Here is a 16,419-nt window from a genome sequence, read left to right on the forward strand (position 1 = left end):
TGGGCCGATCGAGCGGCCCGAAAGGTTTTACTTGGCGCCAGGCGAACCTGACGCCCGATCCAATTAGCTGGCGACGATATTGACCAGTTTCCCGGGCACTACGATCACTTTACGAATGGTCAGACCGTCGACGAAACGCAGTACGTTTTCGTTGGCGCGTGCTGCCGCTTCCACTTCTTCACGGGTTGCGCTGGCTGGCATGTCGATCTGGCCACGCAGCTTGCCGTTGACCTGGATAACCAGGGTCAGGCTGTCTTGCACCAAGGCGCTTTCGTCCACTGCTGGCCAACCGGCGTCGATCACTGCGTCGGCGTGACCCAGTTGATTCCACAGGTTGTGGCTGATGTGCGGCGTGATCGGTGCGAGCAACAGCGTCACGGCTTCCAGGCCTTCGTGAATCAGCGCGCGATCCTGCTCGGTGCCTTGTGCGGCTTTTTCCAGCACGTTCATCAGCGTCATCACCTGAGCGATGGCGGTGTTGAATTTGTGGTTCTGGCCGACGTCGTGGCTGGCCTGCTTGATGGCCAGATGGATCGCGCGGCGAACGGCTTTTTGTTCGTCGTTCAGGCTGGCGATGTCCAGTTTGCCCGGCAAGCCCTGTGTCACGTGGGCTTGCGCCAGACGCCAGACGCGCTTGAGGAAGCGGTGCGAGCCTTCAACGCCGGAATCGGACCACTCGGCGCTCATGTCTGGCGGCGACGCGAACATCATGAACAGGCGGCAGGTATCGGCGCCGAACTGATCGATCATCGACTGTGGGTCGACGCCGTTGTTTTTTGACTTGGCCATTTTCTCGGTGCCACCGATTTCCACCGGCAGACCGTCGGATTTCAGTTTGGCGCTGATGACCTTGGCTTTGCTGTCGCGCTCGAGTTCTACGTCCGCCGGGTTGAACCAGGTGTAAGCACCATTGGCTTCGCGACGGTAGTAGGTTTCGGCGATCACCATGCCTTGGGTCAGCAGGTTCTTGAACGGCTCGTTGGAGCTGACCAGACCTTCGTCACGCATCAGTTTGTGGAAGAAGCGCGCGTAGAGCAGGTGCAGAATCGCGTGTTCGATACCGCCGATGTACTGATCGACCGGCAGCCAGTGATCGGCTGCGGATTTTTCCACCAGGCCGCCTTCAAAGTGCGGCGAGGCGTAACGGGCGTAGTACCACGACGACTCGACGAAGGTGTCCATGGTGTCGGTTTCGCGCTTGGCAGGCTGGCCGCATTTCGGGCAACTGCACTCGTAAAACTCAGGCATGCGTGCCAGCGGCGAACCGGCGCCGTCCGGCACCACGTCTTCCGGCAGGACGACAGGCAGTTGATCTTCCGGCACCGGCACGTCACCGCAGGCATCGCAGTGGATGATCGGGATCGGGCAGCCCCAGTAGCGCTGACGGCTGATGCCCCAGTCGCGCAGGCGGAACTGAGTGCGCGAGGCGCCCAGTTCTTTCTTGATCAGGGCGACTTCCATGGCGTCGAACGCGCCCGCGAAGTCGAGACCGTCGAACTCACCGGAGTTGATCAGCGTGCCGTGCTCGCCGTAGGCGTCTTGCCACGGGGCCGGGTTGCTGTCGCCGGAGCTGGTACGTACGACCGATTTAACCGGCAGGTTGTACTTGTGGGCGAATTCGAAATCGCGCTCGTCGTGCGCCGGTACTGCCATGACCGCGCCGTCGCCGTAGTGCATCAGCACATAGTTGGCGACCCACACCGGGAGTTTTTCACCGGTCAGTGGGTGCTCGACGAACAGGCCGGTCGGCAGGCCTTTTTTCTCTTGAGTGGCGACGTCGGCTTCAGCCACGCTGCCGCCCTTGCATTCAGCGATGAACGCTTGCAGCTCGGAGTTGTTTTTCGCGGCCAGGGTGGCCAGTGGGTGCTCGGCAGCCACGGCGACATAGGTCGCGCCCATCAGGGTGTCCGGACGGGTGGTGAAGACTTTGAGGGTACCGGCTTCGCCGATCGAGTCGACGTTGTACGGGAACTGCACTTCCATGCCACGGGATTTGCCGATCCAGTTGCGCTGCATGGTCTTGACCTGTTCAGGCCAGCCAGTCAGTTCGTCGAGGCTCTCCAGCAGCTCATCCGCGTAAGCGGTGATCTTGAAGTAGTACATCGGGATTTCGCGCTTTTCGATCAGCGCGCCGGAACGCCAGCCGCGACCGTCGATTACCTGCTCGTTGGCCAGAACGGTCTGGTCGATCGGGTCCCAGTTCACGGTGCCGTTTTTACGGTAGATCACACCTTTTTCGAACAGGCGAGTGAACAGCCATTGTTCCCAGCGGTAGTAATCCGGTTTGCAAGTGGTGACTTCGCGCGACCAGTCGACCGCCAGACCCAGGCTGCGCAGCTGGGTTTTCATGTAGGCGATGTTTTCGTAGGTCCACTTGGCCGGGGCGACGTTGTTCTTCATCGCGGCGTTTTCCGCCGGCATGCCGAACGCGTCCCAACCCATTGGTTGCAGAACGTTTTTGCCAAGCATGCGCTGGTAGCGGGAGATCACGTCGCCGATGGTGTAGTTGCGCACGTGCCCCATGTGCAGCTTGCCGCTGGGGTAAGGGAACATCGACAGGCAGTAGTAAGTTTCCTTGCCTGGCTGTTCACTGACTTCAAAGGACTTTTGCTCGTCCCAGAACGACTGGGCGGCGGCTTCGATTTCACGGGGCTGATATTGTTCGTGCATGGCTACTTTTGTACTGGATAGGGGTGGCCTAATCCTCTTCAACGCAGGTTCCGGGGTTGGCCCGGACGAGCTGGAAGTGGAATTACAGGAAGCGCCGTAGCATACATGACCGCGCTTGGCCTAGGGAAACCCTGATTACAGCAGTTTGGCCCGGTCAATCCTTGGCGAGGGCCGTTGGTCGCGGCGTGCAGCCGGTTTGTGCAGCGAAGCTAAGCTCTAACTGGGGAGTGAGTCTTATCTTCAATGAGGTGAGGGATGGTGGAGCAACGGCAAAAAAACGTGACGAAACCCGAGTTGTACGAAAGGTTGATCGATCGTCTGGGGATGGCCCTGGACGCTGTAAAAACCGCTGACCGGCTGCGCGACGAGCGCCCCCTGGAACTGGAATTGCGTGGCTTGAGCCCCGCCGAGTTCAAACTGGTCAAGGCCTATCTGGATCGTAGTGAACGTGAATCGCATGGATGCCTGTCACAGGCAGTGAAGCAGCTCGATGCAGCACATTCGGCCAAGGTCATCTGGCTCAAGGACAAGGCGCCCGGCAGAGACACCGTCAAAGTACGTGCTTTGCAGGCCAAGTAAGCGCATGGCAGGTCAAGAACCGGATCTTTTTCAACAGGATCCCACCTATTGGTTGTAACGCTTTATTAACACTCTTAGGCTTCGGGCATCTCTGGAGATGCTCGATGCCCTTTCGTTATTTCATCAAACAACTTTTATTGCCGCCCGGCATTCTTTTGCTGCTGTTGCTGGCTGCGTGGTGGTTACGCCGCTCACGGCCGCGACTGGCTGGCGTGTGTTTTGCCCTTGGTTTTGGCGGGTTGTGGCTCATGAGCCTGCCTGTCGTCGTGCAATGGGGCGCCAAAGCGCTGGAGCGCGAGCCGCCGCTGGCACGTGAAGAATGGGCGACGCTGGCGCAGCGCGCGGACGCGATTGTGGTGCTGGGTTCCGGGCGCGAGCGCGGCGATCTGGCCTGGGGTGAGGATCAGCCGACCGGCGTGGGGCTTGAGCGTCAACGTTACGCGGCGCGGCTGGCGAAAGCGTCCGGTTTGCCGATTCTGACCACGGGTGGCTTGCATTACGGTACACCGCCGACCGAGGCGAAACTGATGTCGGATTCATTGCGCGACGATTTTGGCGTGATGGTGCGTTGGCAGGAAGGCGAGAGTCGTACGACGTGGGAAAACGCCAAGTTCAGCGCTGACATTCTATTGCCGCAGGGGATCAAGCGCGTGGTTGTGGTGACGCAGGCTTGGCACATGCCGCGATCAGTCTGGAGTTTTGAACAGGCAGGATTTGAAGTGGTGCCGGCGCCGGTGGGCTTTTTGGGCACGGATAACGCAAGACCGTTTGGTGGCTGGCTTCCGGAGTTCAAGTCGATCTGGCAGAGCGGGCAACTGTTGAATGAAGCGGTGGGGCAGGTGGGGTATTCGTTGTTTTATCGCTGAAGATCAAAAGATCGCAGCCTGCGGCAGCTCCTACATTGGGATTTGCGTTTTCCCTGTAGGAGCTGCCGCAGGCTGCGATCTTTTGCTTTAAAGGGTTTTCGACATCCGGCTGGCCATCAGTGCCCAGCCAAACAACAGCACGCACAGGATGATCAGCGGCCACGAACGCCATTGCAGGTACGGCGTCAGGTTATGCATCGGCACCACTTCGCCGTACAGAATGCCCTGTTCAAACTGCGGAATCTGCTCGGTGATCTGACCGAACGGATTGATCAACCCGGTCACGCCGTTGTTGGTCGCGCGGATCATCCAGCGCCCGGCCTCAAGTGCGCGCATCTGCGCCATCTGCAGATGTTGCAGCGGGCCGATCGAGGTGCCGAACCAGGTGTCGTTGCTGATCGTCAGCAGCAGATCACTGCGCGCCGACAGGCTGGCGGCAAACTCCGGATACACCACTTCGTAGCAGATAAACGGTGCGATCTGATAACCCTTGGCCTGCAACAGTGCCTGATCCGCCGGGCCACGGGCAAAGTCGGACATTGGCAGGTCGAAGAAGGCGATCAGCCCGCGCAATACATCCTGCAGTGGCACGTATTCGCCGAAGGGCACCAGTTTCTGTTTCAGATAAGTACCGTCGCCTTCGCCGACCACGGTAATACCGTTGAAGAAGCGTTTTTCATGACGAACGGTTTCGCGAATCGGTACGCCGGTGATCAGCGCCGATTTACGCTCGGCGGCGAAGGTGCCCATCATGTTCAGGTAGCCCTCGGCGGACTCCTTGAGCACGGGCACGGCGGTTTCCGGCCAGATCAGCAGGTCCACCGGTTTCGAACGGAAACTCAAATCGCGGTACAGGGCCAGCTGCGCGTTGAGCTCGGCCGGGTCCCATTTCATGCTTTGTGCGACGTTGCCTTGAATCGCGGCAACACTCAGCGGCGCGCCGGACGGACTTGTCCAGGCATGGCCCTTGAGCGCAATGCCGGCCACCCAAGGGCCAGCCAGCAGCACCAGACCGGCAACGACAAAACCTTTGCGGCCGGTTTGCAACAGACGCGGCGCGTTGTAAATCAGCGCCGCAGTCAACGCCAGTACGAACGACACCAGCCACATGCCACCGACTGGCGCGAGTCCGGACAATGGGCCGTCGAGCTGGCTGTAACCTGAGTACAGCCACGGGAAACCGGTGAGGAACCAACCACGAAATGCTTCCTGGCCGACCCACAATGCAGCAAATGCCAAGGCATCGGCCACCGGCGCCTCGTTACGGCGCAACCAGCGCGCCCATAACCAGGCGGGCAGGGCGAAGAACCAGGCAATCGCCGCCGTAAACAGCAGCATCAGGAACCCGGCCAGCAGCACCGAAGCGCCGCCGAAATGATGAATGCTGTAATAGATCCAGCTGGTACCGGCGCCGAACAGGCCGAAACCGAAACACCAGCCTCGGCCCAGCGCCTGACGCGGGCTCAGCTCGCGCAAACCGGCATAGAACAAGCCGACCGCCAGCAAAGCCAGCGGCCAGATGTTGAAAGGTGCCAGAGCGAAGGTGGTGATTGCACCGGCCGCCACGGCCAGCAGGTTACCGGGCCAGCCGGGGCGGGTTGTCCAGCGCATTTCAGTCCTTAGGATTAACGAGCAATTGGCGTCAGTCGCAGCAAATGAATCCGACGGCTGTCGGCGTTCAGGATGCGGAAACGATAGGCGCCGATTTCAGTGATTTCGTTGCGTTTTGGCAAGTGCCCGAACGCGCTCATCACCAGACCGCCGACGGTGTCGAATTCGTCATCGGAGAACTCGCTGTCGAAGAACTCGTTGAAGTTCTCGATCGGGGTTAGGGCCTTGATCAGGAAGTCACCGCTGGGCAGTGGCTTGATATAGCTGTCTTCTTCGACGTCGTGCTCGTCTTCGATGTCGCCAACGATCTGTTCCAGCACGTCTTCAATCGTTACCAGGCCGGCCACACCACCGTATTCGTCGATGACGATGGCCATATGATTGTGGTTGGCGCGGAATTCTCGCAGCAACACGTTCAGACGCTTGGATTCCGGCACGAAGGTGGCCGGGCGCAGCAGATCCTTGATGTTGAAGCTGTCGCCGTTCTCCTTGAGGATCAGCGGCAGCAGATCCTTGGCCAGCAGCACGCCCATCACGTCGTCATGGCTTTCACCAATGACCGGATAGCGCGAGTGGGCCGAGTCGACCACGGCCGGGAGAAATTCACGCGGTGTCTGGGTCGCCTTGATGCTGATCATCTGCGAGCGCGGCACCATGATGTCGCGTACTTGCAGGTCAGCCACCTGAATGGCACCTTCGACGATGGCCAGCGCTTCGCTGTCCAGCAGTTTGTTCTGATGTGCATCACGCAGTAGCTCAAGCAGCTCCTGACGGTTCTTCGGCTCGTGGGCAAAAGCCTGGGTCAGTTTGCCCAGCCATGACTTCTGCCCGTTGCTCGATCGATCTTCGCTCATAGCGATTACTCTGAATCCTTTGTTGTAACGATAGGGGATGTTTCGGGTTCGTCGTCCGCGTACGGATCGGGATAGCCCAATTCGGCAAGCAACTCGCGTTCCAGTGCTTCCATTTCTTCGGCTTCCTCGTCATCTATATGGTCGTAACCCAGTAGATGCAAGCAGCCGTGAATGACCAGATGTGCCCAGTGGGCCTTTAGTTCCTTGCCTTGTTCGGCGGCTTCACGCTCGACCACGGCCACGCAGATCACCAGATCGCCGAGCAACGGGATATCGAGAAACTCGTCGGGTACTTCCGCCGGGAACGACAGGACGTTGGTCGCGTAATCCTTGTGACGCCAGGTGTGATTGAGCTCGCGACCTTCTTCCTCGTCGACCAGACGAATGGTCATTTCCGAGTCGGCGGTGCGCTGGCGCAGGGCCAGTTCGCACCACAGGCGGAAGTCGGCTTCACTCGGCGCGCTCGCTTCAGTCGCGATTTGCAGGTCTAGCTCAAGCATTTCGCGAAGTGTCCTTGGGGGCGTCATCACGGTTTTCGAAGCGCTCGTAGGCTTCGACGATCCGCTGGACCAAAGGATGGCGCACGACGTCTTTAGGCTGGAAGTGCGTGAAGCTGATGCCCGGAACGTCTTTGAGCACTTCAATCACGTGGTGCAGACCCGACTTGGTGCCTTTCGGCAGGTCGACCTGGGTGATGTCACCGGTGATGACTGCTGTAGAGCCGAAGCCGATTCGGGTCAGGAACATCTTCATCTGTTCGACGGTGGTGTTCTGGCTTTCGTCGAGAATGATGAAGCTGTTGTTCAGCGTGCGGCCGCGCATATAGGCCAGTGGCGCCACTTCTATGACCTGACGTTCGATCAACTTGGCCACGTATTCGAAGCCGAGCATCTCGTAGAGCGCGTCGTAGAGCGGGCGCAGGTACGGGTCGATCTTCTGCGACAGGTCGCCGGGCAGGAAGCCGAGTTTTTCACCCGCTTCAACCGCCGGACGCACCAGCAGGATGCGGCGGATCTGCTCGCGCTCCAGGGCATCGACAGCGCACGCCACGGCCAGATAGGTCTTGCCGGTACCGGCGGGGCCGATGCCGAAGTTGATGTCGTTACCGAGAATTTCCTTCACGTAGCGCAACTGATTCAAGCCGCGCGGGCGAATCATGCCTTTCTTGGTGCGCAGGGCGACGGAGGCTTCGGCGGGGGCGTGATTGTCCAGCTCGACCACGGCTGATTCCTGCAGGAACAGGTGAACCGTATCTGGCGACAGCTCTGAACCTTTGGTTTCCCGGTACAGGCGACGAATCAGATTTTCCGCAGACGTGGTGTGTTTGGGGTCGCCGATCAGCTCGAACTGGTTTCCGCGGTTGCGGATCTCGATGGTCAGGCGCTGTTCGATCAAGCGCAAATGCTCGTCGAATTGCCCGCACAGATTGGCGAAGCGGCGAGCCTCAAAGGGCTCGAGGATAAAACGATGTGGTTCTATGGGAGCGTTCAAGGTCGTATTTAGCCGCCCTGGGGCAATTAAGATGAAATCAAGGATAACGCCAGAGGCCTGGGTGCGAAAGCTCTTAAATATTCTCGGCGTCGAGACCGTCAAGATCGCAGCCTTCGGCAGCTCCTACATGGATTACATTCCCCTGTAGGAGCTGCCGAAGGCTGCGATCTTTTGCATTTATTGGATCAGCGAGCCGCGCAGCGAGTGCGGCTGTGCCGCGTCGATGTGCACGTCGGCGAACTGACCGATCAGGGTTGGATTGTCGCAGCGGAAGTTGACGATACGATTATTCTCGGTGCGCCCTTGCAGCTCGCCAGGGTCTTTCTTCGAGTAATCGGTGACCAGAATGCGCTGGATCGAACCGACCATTTGTCGGCTGATCTCGAAGCCTTGCTGATTCAGGCGATGTTGCAGCGCGTTCAGGCGTTCCTTCTTCAGCTCTTCCGGGGTCTCGTCGGCCAGATCGGCCGCCGGCGTGCCCGGGCGCTGGCTATAAACGAAGGAATAAGAGAAGTCGAAACCGACGTCGGCAATCAGCTTCATGGTCTGTTCGAAATCTTTCTCGGTCTCGCCGGGGAAACCGACGATGAAGTCCGAGCTGATGCAGATTCCCGGCACAGCGGCGCGCAGTTTGCGCAGCTTGGATTTGTACTCAAGCGCGGTGTGGTTGCGCTTCATTGCCGCGAGAATCCGGTCGGAGCCCGATTGCACCGGCAAATGCAGGTGTTTCACCAGTTCCGGCACGTCAGCGTGGGCCTGAATCAGGCTGTCGGAGAATTCCAGCGGGTGCGAAGTGGTGTAGCGGATGCGGTCGATGCCGTCGATGGCGGCGACAACGCGAATCAGCTCAGCGAGATCCGCCAGGCGCCCGTCATGGGTGGTGCCGCGATAGCCGTTGACGTTCTGCCCGAGCAGCGTCACTTCACGCACACCGTTTTCGGCGAGGTGGATGACTTCGGCGATCACGTCATCGAACGGCCGGCTGACTTCTTCGCCGCGGGTATAAGGCACCACGCAGAACGTGCAGTACTTGCTGCAGCCTTCCATCACCGACACATAAGCGCTCGGGCCATCGATGCGCGGCTCGGGCAAGTGGTCGAATTTTTCGATTTCCGGGAACGACACGTCGACTTGCGGCAGCTTGGTGATGCGCGCGGCGTCGATCATTTCCGGCAGGCGGTGCAGCGTCTGCGGGCCGAACACGACATCGACGTATGGGGCGCGATCACGAATCGCTGCGCCTTCCTGACTGGCCACGCAACCGCCAACGGCGATCACCATCTCCGGGTTGGCCAGTTTCAGTTCGCGCCAGCGGCCGAGCTGCGAATACACGCGATCCTGGGCGCGCTCGCGGATCGAGCAGGTGTTGAGCAGAATCACGTCGGCGTCCTCCGCGCGAGCGGTGACTTCCAGGGCCTGATGTTCACCCAGCAGATCGACCATGCGCGAGCTGTCGTACTCGTTCATCTGGCAACCGTGGGTTTCGATGTAAAGCTTCTTGGCCATGGATTAGTGTCGTCACGTGATTCAAAGAACCCGGCATTATAGGGAACAAGCCCGCAGGTTCCTACCGCTGTGCGTCCGGAGGCTATGCTATAGTTTGCGCCCTCATTTTTATCCCCGATGTTATCCCCCCGCCATGACCAAACGCGAAGCTCCAATCTATAAGGTGATTTTCCTCAACCAGGGCCAGGTGTTCGAAATGTACGCCAAGCAGATCTATCAAAGTGATCTGTGGGGTTTTCTGGAAGTGGAAGAGTTCGTCTTTGGCGAGCGCACGCAAGTGGTCGTCGATCCGAGCGAAGAAAAGCTCAAGGCGCAGTTCGAAGGCGTGGTGCGCAGCTTTGTGCCGATGCATTCGATTGTGCGCATCGACGAGGTTGAGCGTCTGGGTACCCCGAAAATCAGCGAAGCACGTGGCGCGGTCGGCAACGTGATGCCGTTCCCGATGCCGATGCCTGAGAAGTAAAACCGGATCTGGATTTTTGATCGTTCCCACGCTCTGCGTGGGAATGCCGCCTTCGACGCTCTGCGTCGGTGACGTGGAGCGTAACGGGATGAGTTCCCACGCAGAGCGTGGGAACTATCGGCGGTCAGGGAAGAGGCGAGAACGGCGTACGCCCATCGGCGCTCTGCAGTTCCATCAGGTATTTACGGAAAATTTGCCCAAGCACCTGAGTGGCAGTCTCAAGGTCTTCGCGGGACATTTTTTCGGAGACTTCGTCGGCCGTGTCCAGCGCATCTTCAGCGCCGTTGACCGCCGCCATCTTCAGCACGATATACGCCTGAATGTTGTTGGCTTGCACGCCTTCACCGTGGAAGAACATCGTGCCGAGTTTGAACTGTGCCTGAGCGTGGCCTTGCAGCGAGGCCTTTTCGAAGTAGCTCAGGGCTTGATTGAGGTCGCGCGGCGCATTCTTGCCGTCGTAGTAGAACTCACCCAACTCGTATTGCGCTTGCGCATCCCCTTCGTCCGCCGCTTTCTGGCAGGCGGCCAGTGCCTGCGTGACGTCTTGCGGCTGAGTATTGAGGGTGCAACGACCCATCGCCGGGATCAACAACGAGTTGCCGCCTGCTTGTGCATGCGCGAGCAGGGGCTGAAGGAGCAACAGGCAGCCCAAGGCAAGGGTGCGGCCGGTGCGGTTCATGGGAATCGACTTACCTCTGAAGGGCACGCGGACCCATCGAGGGATCCAATAAGCGCGCATTATGAAATAAGCAGGGCCAACCTTACAAAGTCTTTACTCGTTTTTCTGCTGCACGGGGAATATATCGCCCACTTTAGGGGAGATTTTTAGCAGGAGCATCGGAAAAACAGCGCGGATGTAGGTGAATGCTGACGCTGGCGATAGCCAACGTCAGCGGCAGTGCGATTATTTCAGTGCGGCGAAGGCGCGCTCGGCAGCGTCCAGCGTCAGTTGCAACTCGGCTTCACCGTGGGCGATCGAGGTGAAACCGGCTTCGAAGGCGCTCGGTGCCAGGTAAACGCCACCTTCCAGCATCAGGTGGAAGAAGCGACCGAACAGGGCAGCGTCGCTGGCCATCACGTCTTCAAAGGTGACGATGTCATCGGCGCCGCTGAAGTACAGACCGAACATGCCGCCGGCCTGAGTGGTCACGAACGGAATGCCCGTGGCATCGGCGCGTTGTTGCAGACCGTCGAGCAGACGCGTGGTGTAGTCGGTCAACTCGGCGTGAAAGCCTGGACGACTGATCAAACGCAGCGTGGTCAAACCGGCGGCCATGGCCAGCGGGTTACCCGACAGCGTACCGGCCTGATACACCGGACCCAACGGCGCGATGCGTTCCATGATTTCACGCTTGCCGCCGAAGCAGCCGACCGGCATGCCGCCGCCGATGATCTTGCCGAAAGTGGTCAAGTCAGGATTGACCCCGTAGTACGCCTGGGCACCGCCGAGGGCAACGCGGAAACCAGTCATCACTTCGTCGAAAATCAGCACTACGCCATGCTTGTCGCACAGTGAACGCAGACCTTCGAGGAAACCTGGCGCTGGCGGCACGCAGTTCATGTTGCCGGCCACCGGTTCAACGATGATGCACGCCACGTCCTTGCCAACTTCAGCGAGCATCTTTTCAACCGCGTCGATGTCGTTGAACGGCAGGGTCAGGGTGTGTTTGGCGAATGCTGCCGGTACGCCGGCGGAGCTCGGCACGCCCTGGGTCAGTGCGCCGGAACCGGCCTTGACCAGCAGGCTGTCGGAGTGACCGTGGTAGCAGCCTTCGAACTTGATGATGCTGTCGCGGCCGGTGTAACCACGGGCCAGACGGATCGCGCTCATGGTCGCTTCGGTGCCGGAGCTGACCATGCGCACCATGTCCATCGAGGGCACCAGCGAGCAGACCAGGTCGGCCATCTCGGTTTCCATCGCCGTCGGCGCGCCATACGACAAGCCGTGTTGCAGCTGATTGCGCACCGCGTCGAGCACGTCCGGGTGGCTGTGGCCGAGGATCATCGGACCCCACGAGCCGACGTAATCGACATAACGCTTGTCGTCTTCGTCGGTCACGTAAGCGCCTTCGGCGTGTTTGAAGAACAGCGGGGTGCCGCCCACGCTTTTGAACGCGCGAACCGGCGAGTTCACGCCTCCGGGAATGTGTTTCTGGGCATTGGCAAACAGCGTTTCGGAACGAGACATGATCGGGCTCTCAAATCAGACTTTCAGTAATTCATTGAACGCGCGGGCGCGGCGGGTCACTTCGGCGGTGCTTTCGGCACCAAACAGACCGTGAACCACGGCCAGCAAGTCGACTCCATGGGCCACCAGCGGCGCGGCGTTGTCGAGGGTGATGCCGCCAATCGCGCAGACCGGCAGATGCAGCGTGCGCTTGGCTTCGTCCAGCAGATCGAGGCTGCAGGTCGGCGCGCCGGGCTTGGTGTTGGAGTTGAAGAAGCGGCCGAAGGCGACGTAACTCGCGCCTTCTTTGGCCGCTTGTTCGGCCAGCGCGATTTGCGCGTGGCAGGTCGAACCGATGATCGCTTTCGAACCGAGCAGGGCGCGGGTCGGCGACAGTGGACCGTCGGTCTGACCCAAGTGCACGCCGACGTTGAGGCGTGCGGCCAGTTCAGCGTCATCGTTGATGATCAGCTGCGTCTTATAGCGCTCGCACAAATCGCGCAGTGCCTCGGCCTCGCGCAAGCGGCGGGCCTCGTCGCTGCTCTTGTCGCGGTATTGCAGCAGGGTGACGCCGCCTTCCAGCGCCGCCTCCACGTAAGACAGAAACTTGCCCGCCAGCAGTTGGCTGTCGGTGATGGCATACAGGCCACGTAGTTTCATCGGGCAGACCTCACGACGTTACGAGCAGAAATCCAGCGGCAGGCGACGCGGGACGAACTGGCCTTTGCCCAGTTGTTCGGCATCGCGCAGGGTGCGCCAGGTGTAATCCAATGCACTGCGCACGGCGCTGGCGAGGTGTTCGCCCTGCGCCAGACGACCGGCCAATGCGCTGGCCAAGGTACAACCGGAACCGTGATAACTGCCCGGCAGACGCTGGCAGATAAAGGTTTCGCGCAGACCGTCGCGGCTGTACACGCGGTTATGGATTTCAGTTTCGTCGCCGTGGCCGCCGGTGATCAGCAGGTTTTTGACGAACGGCAGGAGTTTTTCTGCGCACTCGTCCGCGGTGCCTTCGGGCAGTTCGGCGAGGATGCGCGCTTCGGGAAGGTTGGGGGTGGCAATGATCGACAGCGGCAGCAGACGCTCGCGCATCGCATAACCGACTTCGTCCTTGCCCAGGCGACCGCCGCCACCGGCGCGCAGTACCGGGTCGCAGACCACCGGCAAGTGCGGGTGTGCAGAAAGCAGTTCGACAACAGTGTCGACCATTTCCAGCGAACCGAGCATGCCCAGTTTGACCGCCGCGACTTCGGAGTCGTTGAGCACGGCATTGGCTTGAGCCAGTACCCACTCACGGTCGAGGACGCGGAAGTCAGTGACGTTGACGGTGTCTTGCACGGTCAGGGCGGTGACGGCCGGAGCCGCATGGCAACCCTGCGCGAGCAGGGCTTCGATATCTGCCTGCAAGCCGGCGCCACCACTGGGGTCGTGGCCGGAGAGACAGAGGACAACGGGGCGGGAGCTGTAGATATTCATGGTGCGCGAGCTTACCACCAAAGCTGATTTTCGGGTGTGGGTGGAACAGCAAGATCAAAAGATCGCAGCCTGCGGCAGCTCCTATTAGGGAGCGCATTCAAGTGTAGGAGCTGCCGCAGTCTGCGATCTTTTTGTCTACCTGACCGATCCAACAGCTCTAGCTCGCCGCTTTGCTCTGGAACGCCCGTTCTAGAGCCTTTGTAGGAAAAATTTCAATGGTGCTCAATGGCCATCAACGGCTATGCTAGTCTGGATCCAAACCAATAACAGGTAATACCGGTTTTACGTCTACTCAAAGGGAATGGGGGGCTTCCTGACACAACCGGACGAGCCACGCTGGGGCTTCAATGCGCTATTTGCTGATGTTGCTGTTCTGCTTGCCCTTTATGGCGAGCGCCGTCGAATTCGACGAATTTACCCAGAGCCTCCCTCTGGGCCGATCACTGCAGGTGTTCGAAGACCCCAGTGGTCAGGCGAGCATTGCCGATGTTCGCGCGCAGGCTGCCGCCGGTAATTTCAAACCTCACGATAAAGCCACGCTCAATGCCGGATACTCGCGCTCGGCGTTCTGGCTGAAGATCGACCTGCATTACCGTCCGAGCAATCCCGCCGCCCAACGCACCTGGCTGCTGGAACTGGCGTATCCACCGCTCGACCATCTCGACCTCTACATGCCTGACGCCAGTGGCGACTACCGCCTCGTCCGGCAAACCGGCGACGCCCTGCCGTTCGCCAGTCGCGAGATCCGCCAGAACAACTATTTGTTCGACCTTTCATTCACGCCGAATCAACAGCAAACCGTGTACCTGCGACTGGCCAGCGAAGGCTCGATTCAGGCACCGGTGACGTTATGGTCGAGTACTGCGTACCTCGAAGACCAGCCGGTGCGCCTGTATGTGCTGGGCATCATTTATGGCGTGCTGTTGGGGATGCTGGTTTACAACCTGTTCATCTTCCTCAGCGTGCGCGACACCAGCTATCTCTATTACATCTTCTATATTGCCTCGTTCGGCCTCTATCAACTGTCGGTGAACGGTGCTGCAGTCGAGTACTTCTGGCCTGACAACCCATGGTGGGCCAACGCCGCGACGCCATTCTTCATCGGCTGTGCGGGGCTGTTCGGCAGTCAGTTCGCCCGCAGCTTCCTGCAGACCAAAAACCACAGCCGCTGGCTCGATCGCTTGCTGATTGCGCTGATCGCGTTCGGCGCGCTGGTGGTTGGTTTGTCGCTGATGACCAGTTACGCGTTGTCGCTGCGTCTGGCGACGATACTGGCGCTGACCTTTACGGTCGTGATTTTCGCCGCCGGGATTCTGGCCTGGTGGCGCGGCTTGCGGGTGGCACGTTACTTCATCATTGCCTGGTCGGCGTTCCTGCTTGGCGGCATCGTCAACACCCTGATGGTGCTCGGCCTGCTGCCGAACGTGTTCCTGACCATGTACGCCAGCCAGATCGGTTCGGCCATCGAAGTGGCGCTGCTGTCGCTGGCGCTGGCCGACCGTATCAACGCGATGCGTGAGCAACAGGCGCAGACGTTGTACGACGCCGGGCAGAAACTCGAAGTGCTCAACCAGCAACTGGCCCACAGCAACAAGCTCAAGGATGAATTCCTCGCGACCCTGACGCATGAACTGCGCACGCCGATGAACGGTGTGATCGGTTCGCTGGAACTGATGCAGACCGTCGATCTGAATCCGGAGCTTGAGCAATATCAGCAAACCGCCGCCGGTTCCGCGCGAGACATGATGCGCATGGTCAATGGCATTCTCACCCTCACCGAATTGCAGGCTGGCAAGCTCAAGGCCGCGCCGGGCAGTTTCAGCCTGCGTGCGGTGGTCGAAGCATTGCGCGTGCAGTTCGACGGCAACGCGGCGAGCAAGTCGCTGGATTTCAAGGTTGAAGTACTGCCGACCTTGCCGGATCGCTTGTATGGCGACAGCGCCAAACTCGCGCAATGCCTGGAATGCCTGCTGGATAACGCGATCAAGTTCACCCGCGTTGGTGGTCTGGCACTGCGGGTTACCGGCAAACCGTCGACGGGCAATCGTTTGGCCCTGTCGTTTGCGGTGATCGACACCGGCATCGGTTTCACCGATCTGGGCGAGGCGACGATGTATCAGCGCTTCTTCCAGCTCGACGGCTCGATGACCCGCGAATATGGCGGATTGGGCGTCGGCCTGGCGATCTGCCGACAGTTGGTCGAGCTGCTCGACGGCAAGCTCACGCACCGCTCGGAACCCGGGCGTGGCAGCCGCTTCCAGCTGGATGTCGAGTTCGAACTACCGGTAATTGAACCGGCGTCGATCCCGGCGCCTTCGCGCCATTTTGTGCGCGCACCACAGGACTGCACGGTGTTGCTGGTGGACGATAACAGCGTCAACCAACTGGTGATGCGTGGCATGTTGCTCAAGCTCGGCTTCCGCGTGCGTACCGCCGATAACGGCGCGGCGGCGCTGGATTGCTTGCAGCGTGAGGCCTTCGATGCAGTGCTCATCGATTGCCAGCTACCTGCTCAGGAGGGCGCAGCGTTGTGCTGCCAGATTCATGCATTGCCGGGCTGCGCGAATCTGCCGGTGTTTATGCTGGCGCTGACCGCCGAGCGGGAACTTTGCACGCCTGGCGCGCCCATCGATTACTTGAACAAACCGGTGAAATTCGAAGAGTTGCAGTCCGCGCTGGAGCGCCGGGTGCTGTGTTGCTGACAGGGTAAAAGCGCCGCAAAATCGGCGGATATGA

Annotated in this window: 14 protein-coding genes; 4 read left to right on the top strand and 10 right to left on the bottom strand. The window is 59.8% G+C overall.

Annotated features, from left to right (window positions below):
• Positions 1–63: 63 nt before the first annotated feature.
• Positions 64–2,670 (bottom strand): leucine--tRNA ligase, encoded by a 2,607-nt coding sequence (leuS, locus tag CKW38_RS23795; RefSeq protein ID WP_095114028.1) that lies wholly within the window; start codon positions 2,668–2,670, stop codon positions 64–66.
• Between the two features lie 255 nt (positions 2,671–2,925).
• Here leuS and CKW38_RS23800 point away from each other — a divergent pair, with 255 nt between their 5' ends.
• Both CKW38_RS23800 and CKW38_RS23805 read left to right on the top strand, forming a co-directional pair.
• Positions 2,926–3,249 (top strand): hypothetical protein, encoded by a 324-nt coding sequence (locus tag CKW38_RS23800; RefSeq protein WP_007909621.1) that lies wholly within the window; start codon positions 2,926–2,928, stop codon positions 3,247–3,249.
• 104 nt (positions 3,250–3,353) lie between these two features.
• Positions 3,354–4,115 carry a YdcF family protein gene (locus CKW38_RS23805; RefSeq protein WP_095114029.1) on the top strand — a complete coding sequence of 254 codons (762 nt, stop codon included), beginning with the start codon at positions 3,354–3,356 and terminating at the stop codon, positions 4,113–4,115.
• A gap of 87 nt (positions 4,116–4,202) precedes the next feature.
• Here CKW38_RS23805 and lnt read toward each other — a convergent pair whose 3' ends face one another.
• The 5 genes from lnt to miaB form a co-directional block, all read right to left on the bottom strand.
• On the bottom strand, positions 4,203–5,726 hold the full coding sequence (lnt, locus tag CKW38_RS23810) for an apolipoprotein N-acyltransferase (RefSeq protein ID WP_095114030.1): 1,524 nt from the start codon (positions 5,724–5,726) through the stop codon (positions 4,203–4,205).
• A gap of 14 nt (positions 5,727–5,740) precedes the next feature.
• On the bottom strand, positions 5,741–6,580 hold the full coding sequence (locus CKW38_RS23815; RefSeq protein WP_007909641.1) for an HlyC/CorC family transporter: 840 nt from the start codon (positions 6,578–6,580) through the stop codon (positions 5,741–5,743).
• Positions 6,581–6,585: 5 nt separating this feature from the next.
• A complete protein-coding gene (ybeY, locus tag CKW38_RS23820) occupies positions 6,586–7,080 on the bottom strand; it encodes an rRNA maturation RNase YbeY (protein WP_007909643.1) in 495 nt (164 codons plus the stop codon).
• Positions 7,073–8,071: a PhoH family protein gene (locus CKW38_RS23825; protein WP_042704951.1), complete on the bottom strand. Its 999-nt coding sequence runs from the start codon at positions 8,069–8,071 to the stop codon at positions 7,073–7,075. The genes ybeY and CKW38_RS23825 overlap by 8 nt, the downstream gene beginning before the upstream one ends.
• 177 nt (positions 8,072–8,248) lie before the next feature.
• Entirely contained in the window at positions 8,249–9,577 is a 1,329-nt protein-coding gene (gene miaB / locus CKW38_RS23830) for a tRNA (N6-isopentenyl adenosine(37)-C2)-methylthiotransferase MiaB (RefSeq protein ID WP_007909647.1), read from the bottom strand.
• Between the two features lie 133 nt (positions 9,578–9,710).
• Here miaB and CKW38_RS23835 point away from each other — a divergent pair, with 133 nt between their 5' ends.
• Positions 9,711–10,040, top strand: coding sequence for a DUF1820 family protein (locus CKW38_RS23835; protein WP_003185742.1), 330 nt, complete (start codon positions 9,711–9,713; stop codon positions 10,038–10,040).
• Between the two features lie 124 nt (positions 10,041–10,164).
• On the opposite strand, the gene CKW38_RS23840 is transcribed toward CKW38_RS23835, so the two are convergent.
• The 4 genes from CKW38_RS23840 to CKW38_RS23855 all read right to left on the bottom strand — a co-directional run bounded on the left by CKW38_RS23840 (position 10,165) and on the right by CKW38_RS23855 (position 13,683).
• On the bottom strand, positions 10,165–10,719 hold the full coding sequence (locus CKW38_RS23840; RefSeq protein WP_003228518.1) for a tetratricopeptide repeat protein: 555 nt from the start codon (positions 10,717–10,719) through the stop codon (positions 10,165–10,167).
• Positions 10,720–10,944: 225 nt separating this feature from the next.
• A complete protein-coding gene (gene hemL, locus CKW38_RS23845; RefSeq protein ID WP_095114031.1) occupies positions 10,945–12,228 on the bottom strand; it encodes a glutamate-1-semialdehyde 2,1-aminomutase in 1,284 nt (427 codons plus the stop codon).
• A 15-nt stretch (positions 12,229–12,243) separates the two neighbouring features.
• The gene (thiE, locus tag CKW38_RS23850; protein WP_095114032.1) at positions 12,244–12,867 is read right to left on the bottom strand and encodes a thiamine phosphate synthase; all 624 of its coding nucleotides are present in this window, start codon (positions 12,865–12,867) and stop codon (positions 12,244–12,246) included.
• 18 nt (positions 12,868–12,885) lie between these two features.
• The gene (locus CKW38_RS23855) at positions 12,886–13,683 is read right to left on the bottom strand and encodes a hydroxymethylpyrimidine/phosphomethylpyrimidine kinase (protein WP_007909650.1); all 798 of its coding nucleotides are present in this window, start codon (positions 13,681–13,683) and stop codon (positions 12,886–12,888) included.
• 347 nt (positions 13,684–14,030) lie between these two features.
• Between CKW38_RS23855 and CKW38_RS23860 the strand changes: the two genes are divergently transcribed.
• Positions 14,031–16,385, top strand: a complete 2,355-nt coding sequence (locus CKW38_RS23860) for a hybrid sensor histidine kinase/response regulator (protein WP_095114033.1) — start codon at positions 14,031–14,033, stop codon at positions 16,383–16,385.
• The last annotated feature ends 34 nt before the right edge of the window (positions 16,386–16,419 follow it).

Origin of the sequence: Pseudomonas sp. Irchel 3H7 (assembly GCF_900187605.1) — a bacterium.
Taxonomy (GTDB): Bacteria; Pseudomonadota; Gammaproteobacteria; order Pseudomonadales; family Pseudomonadaceae; genus Aquipseudomonas.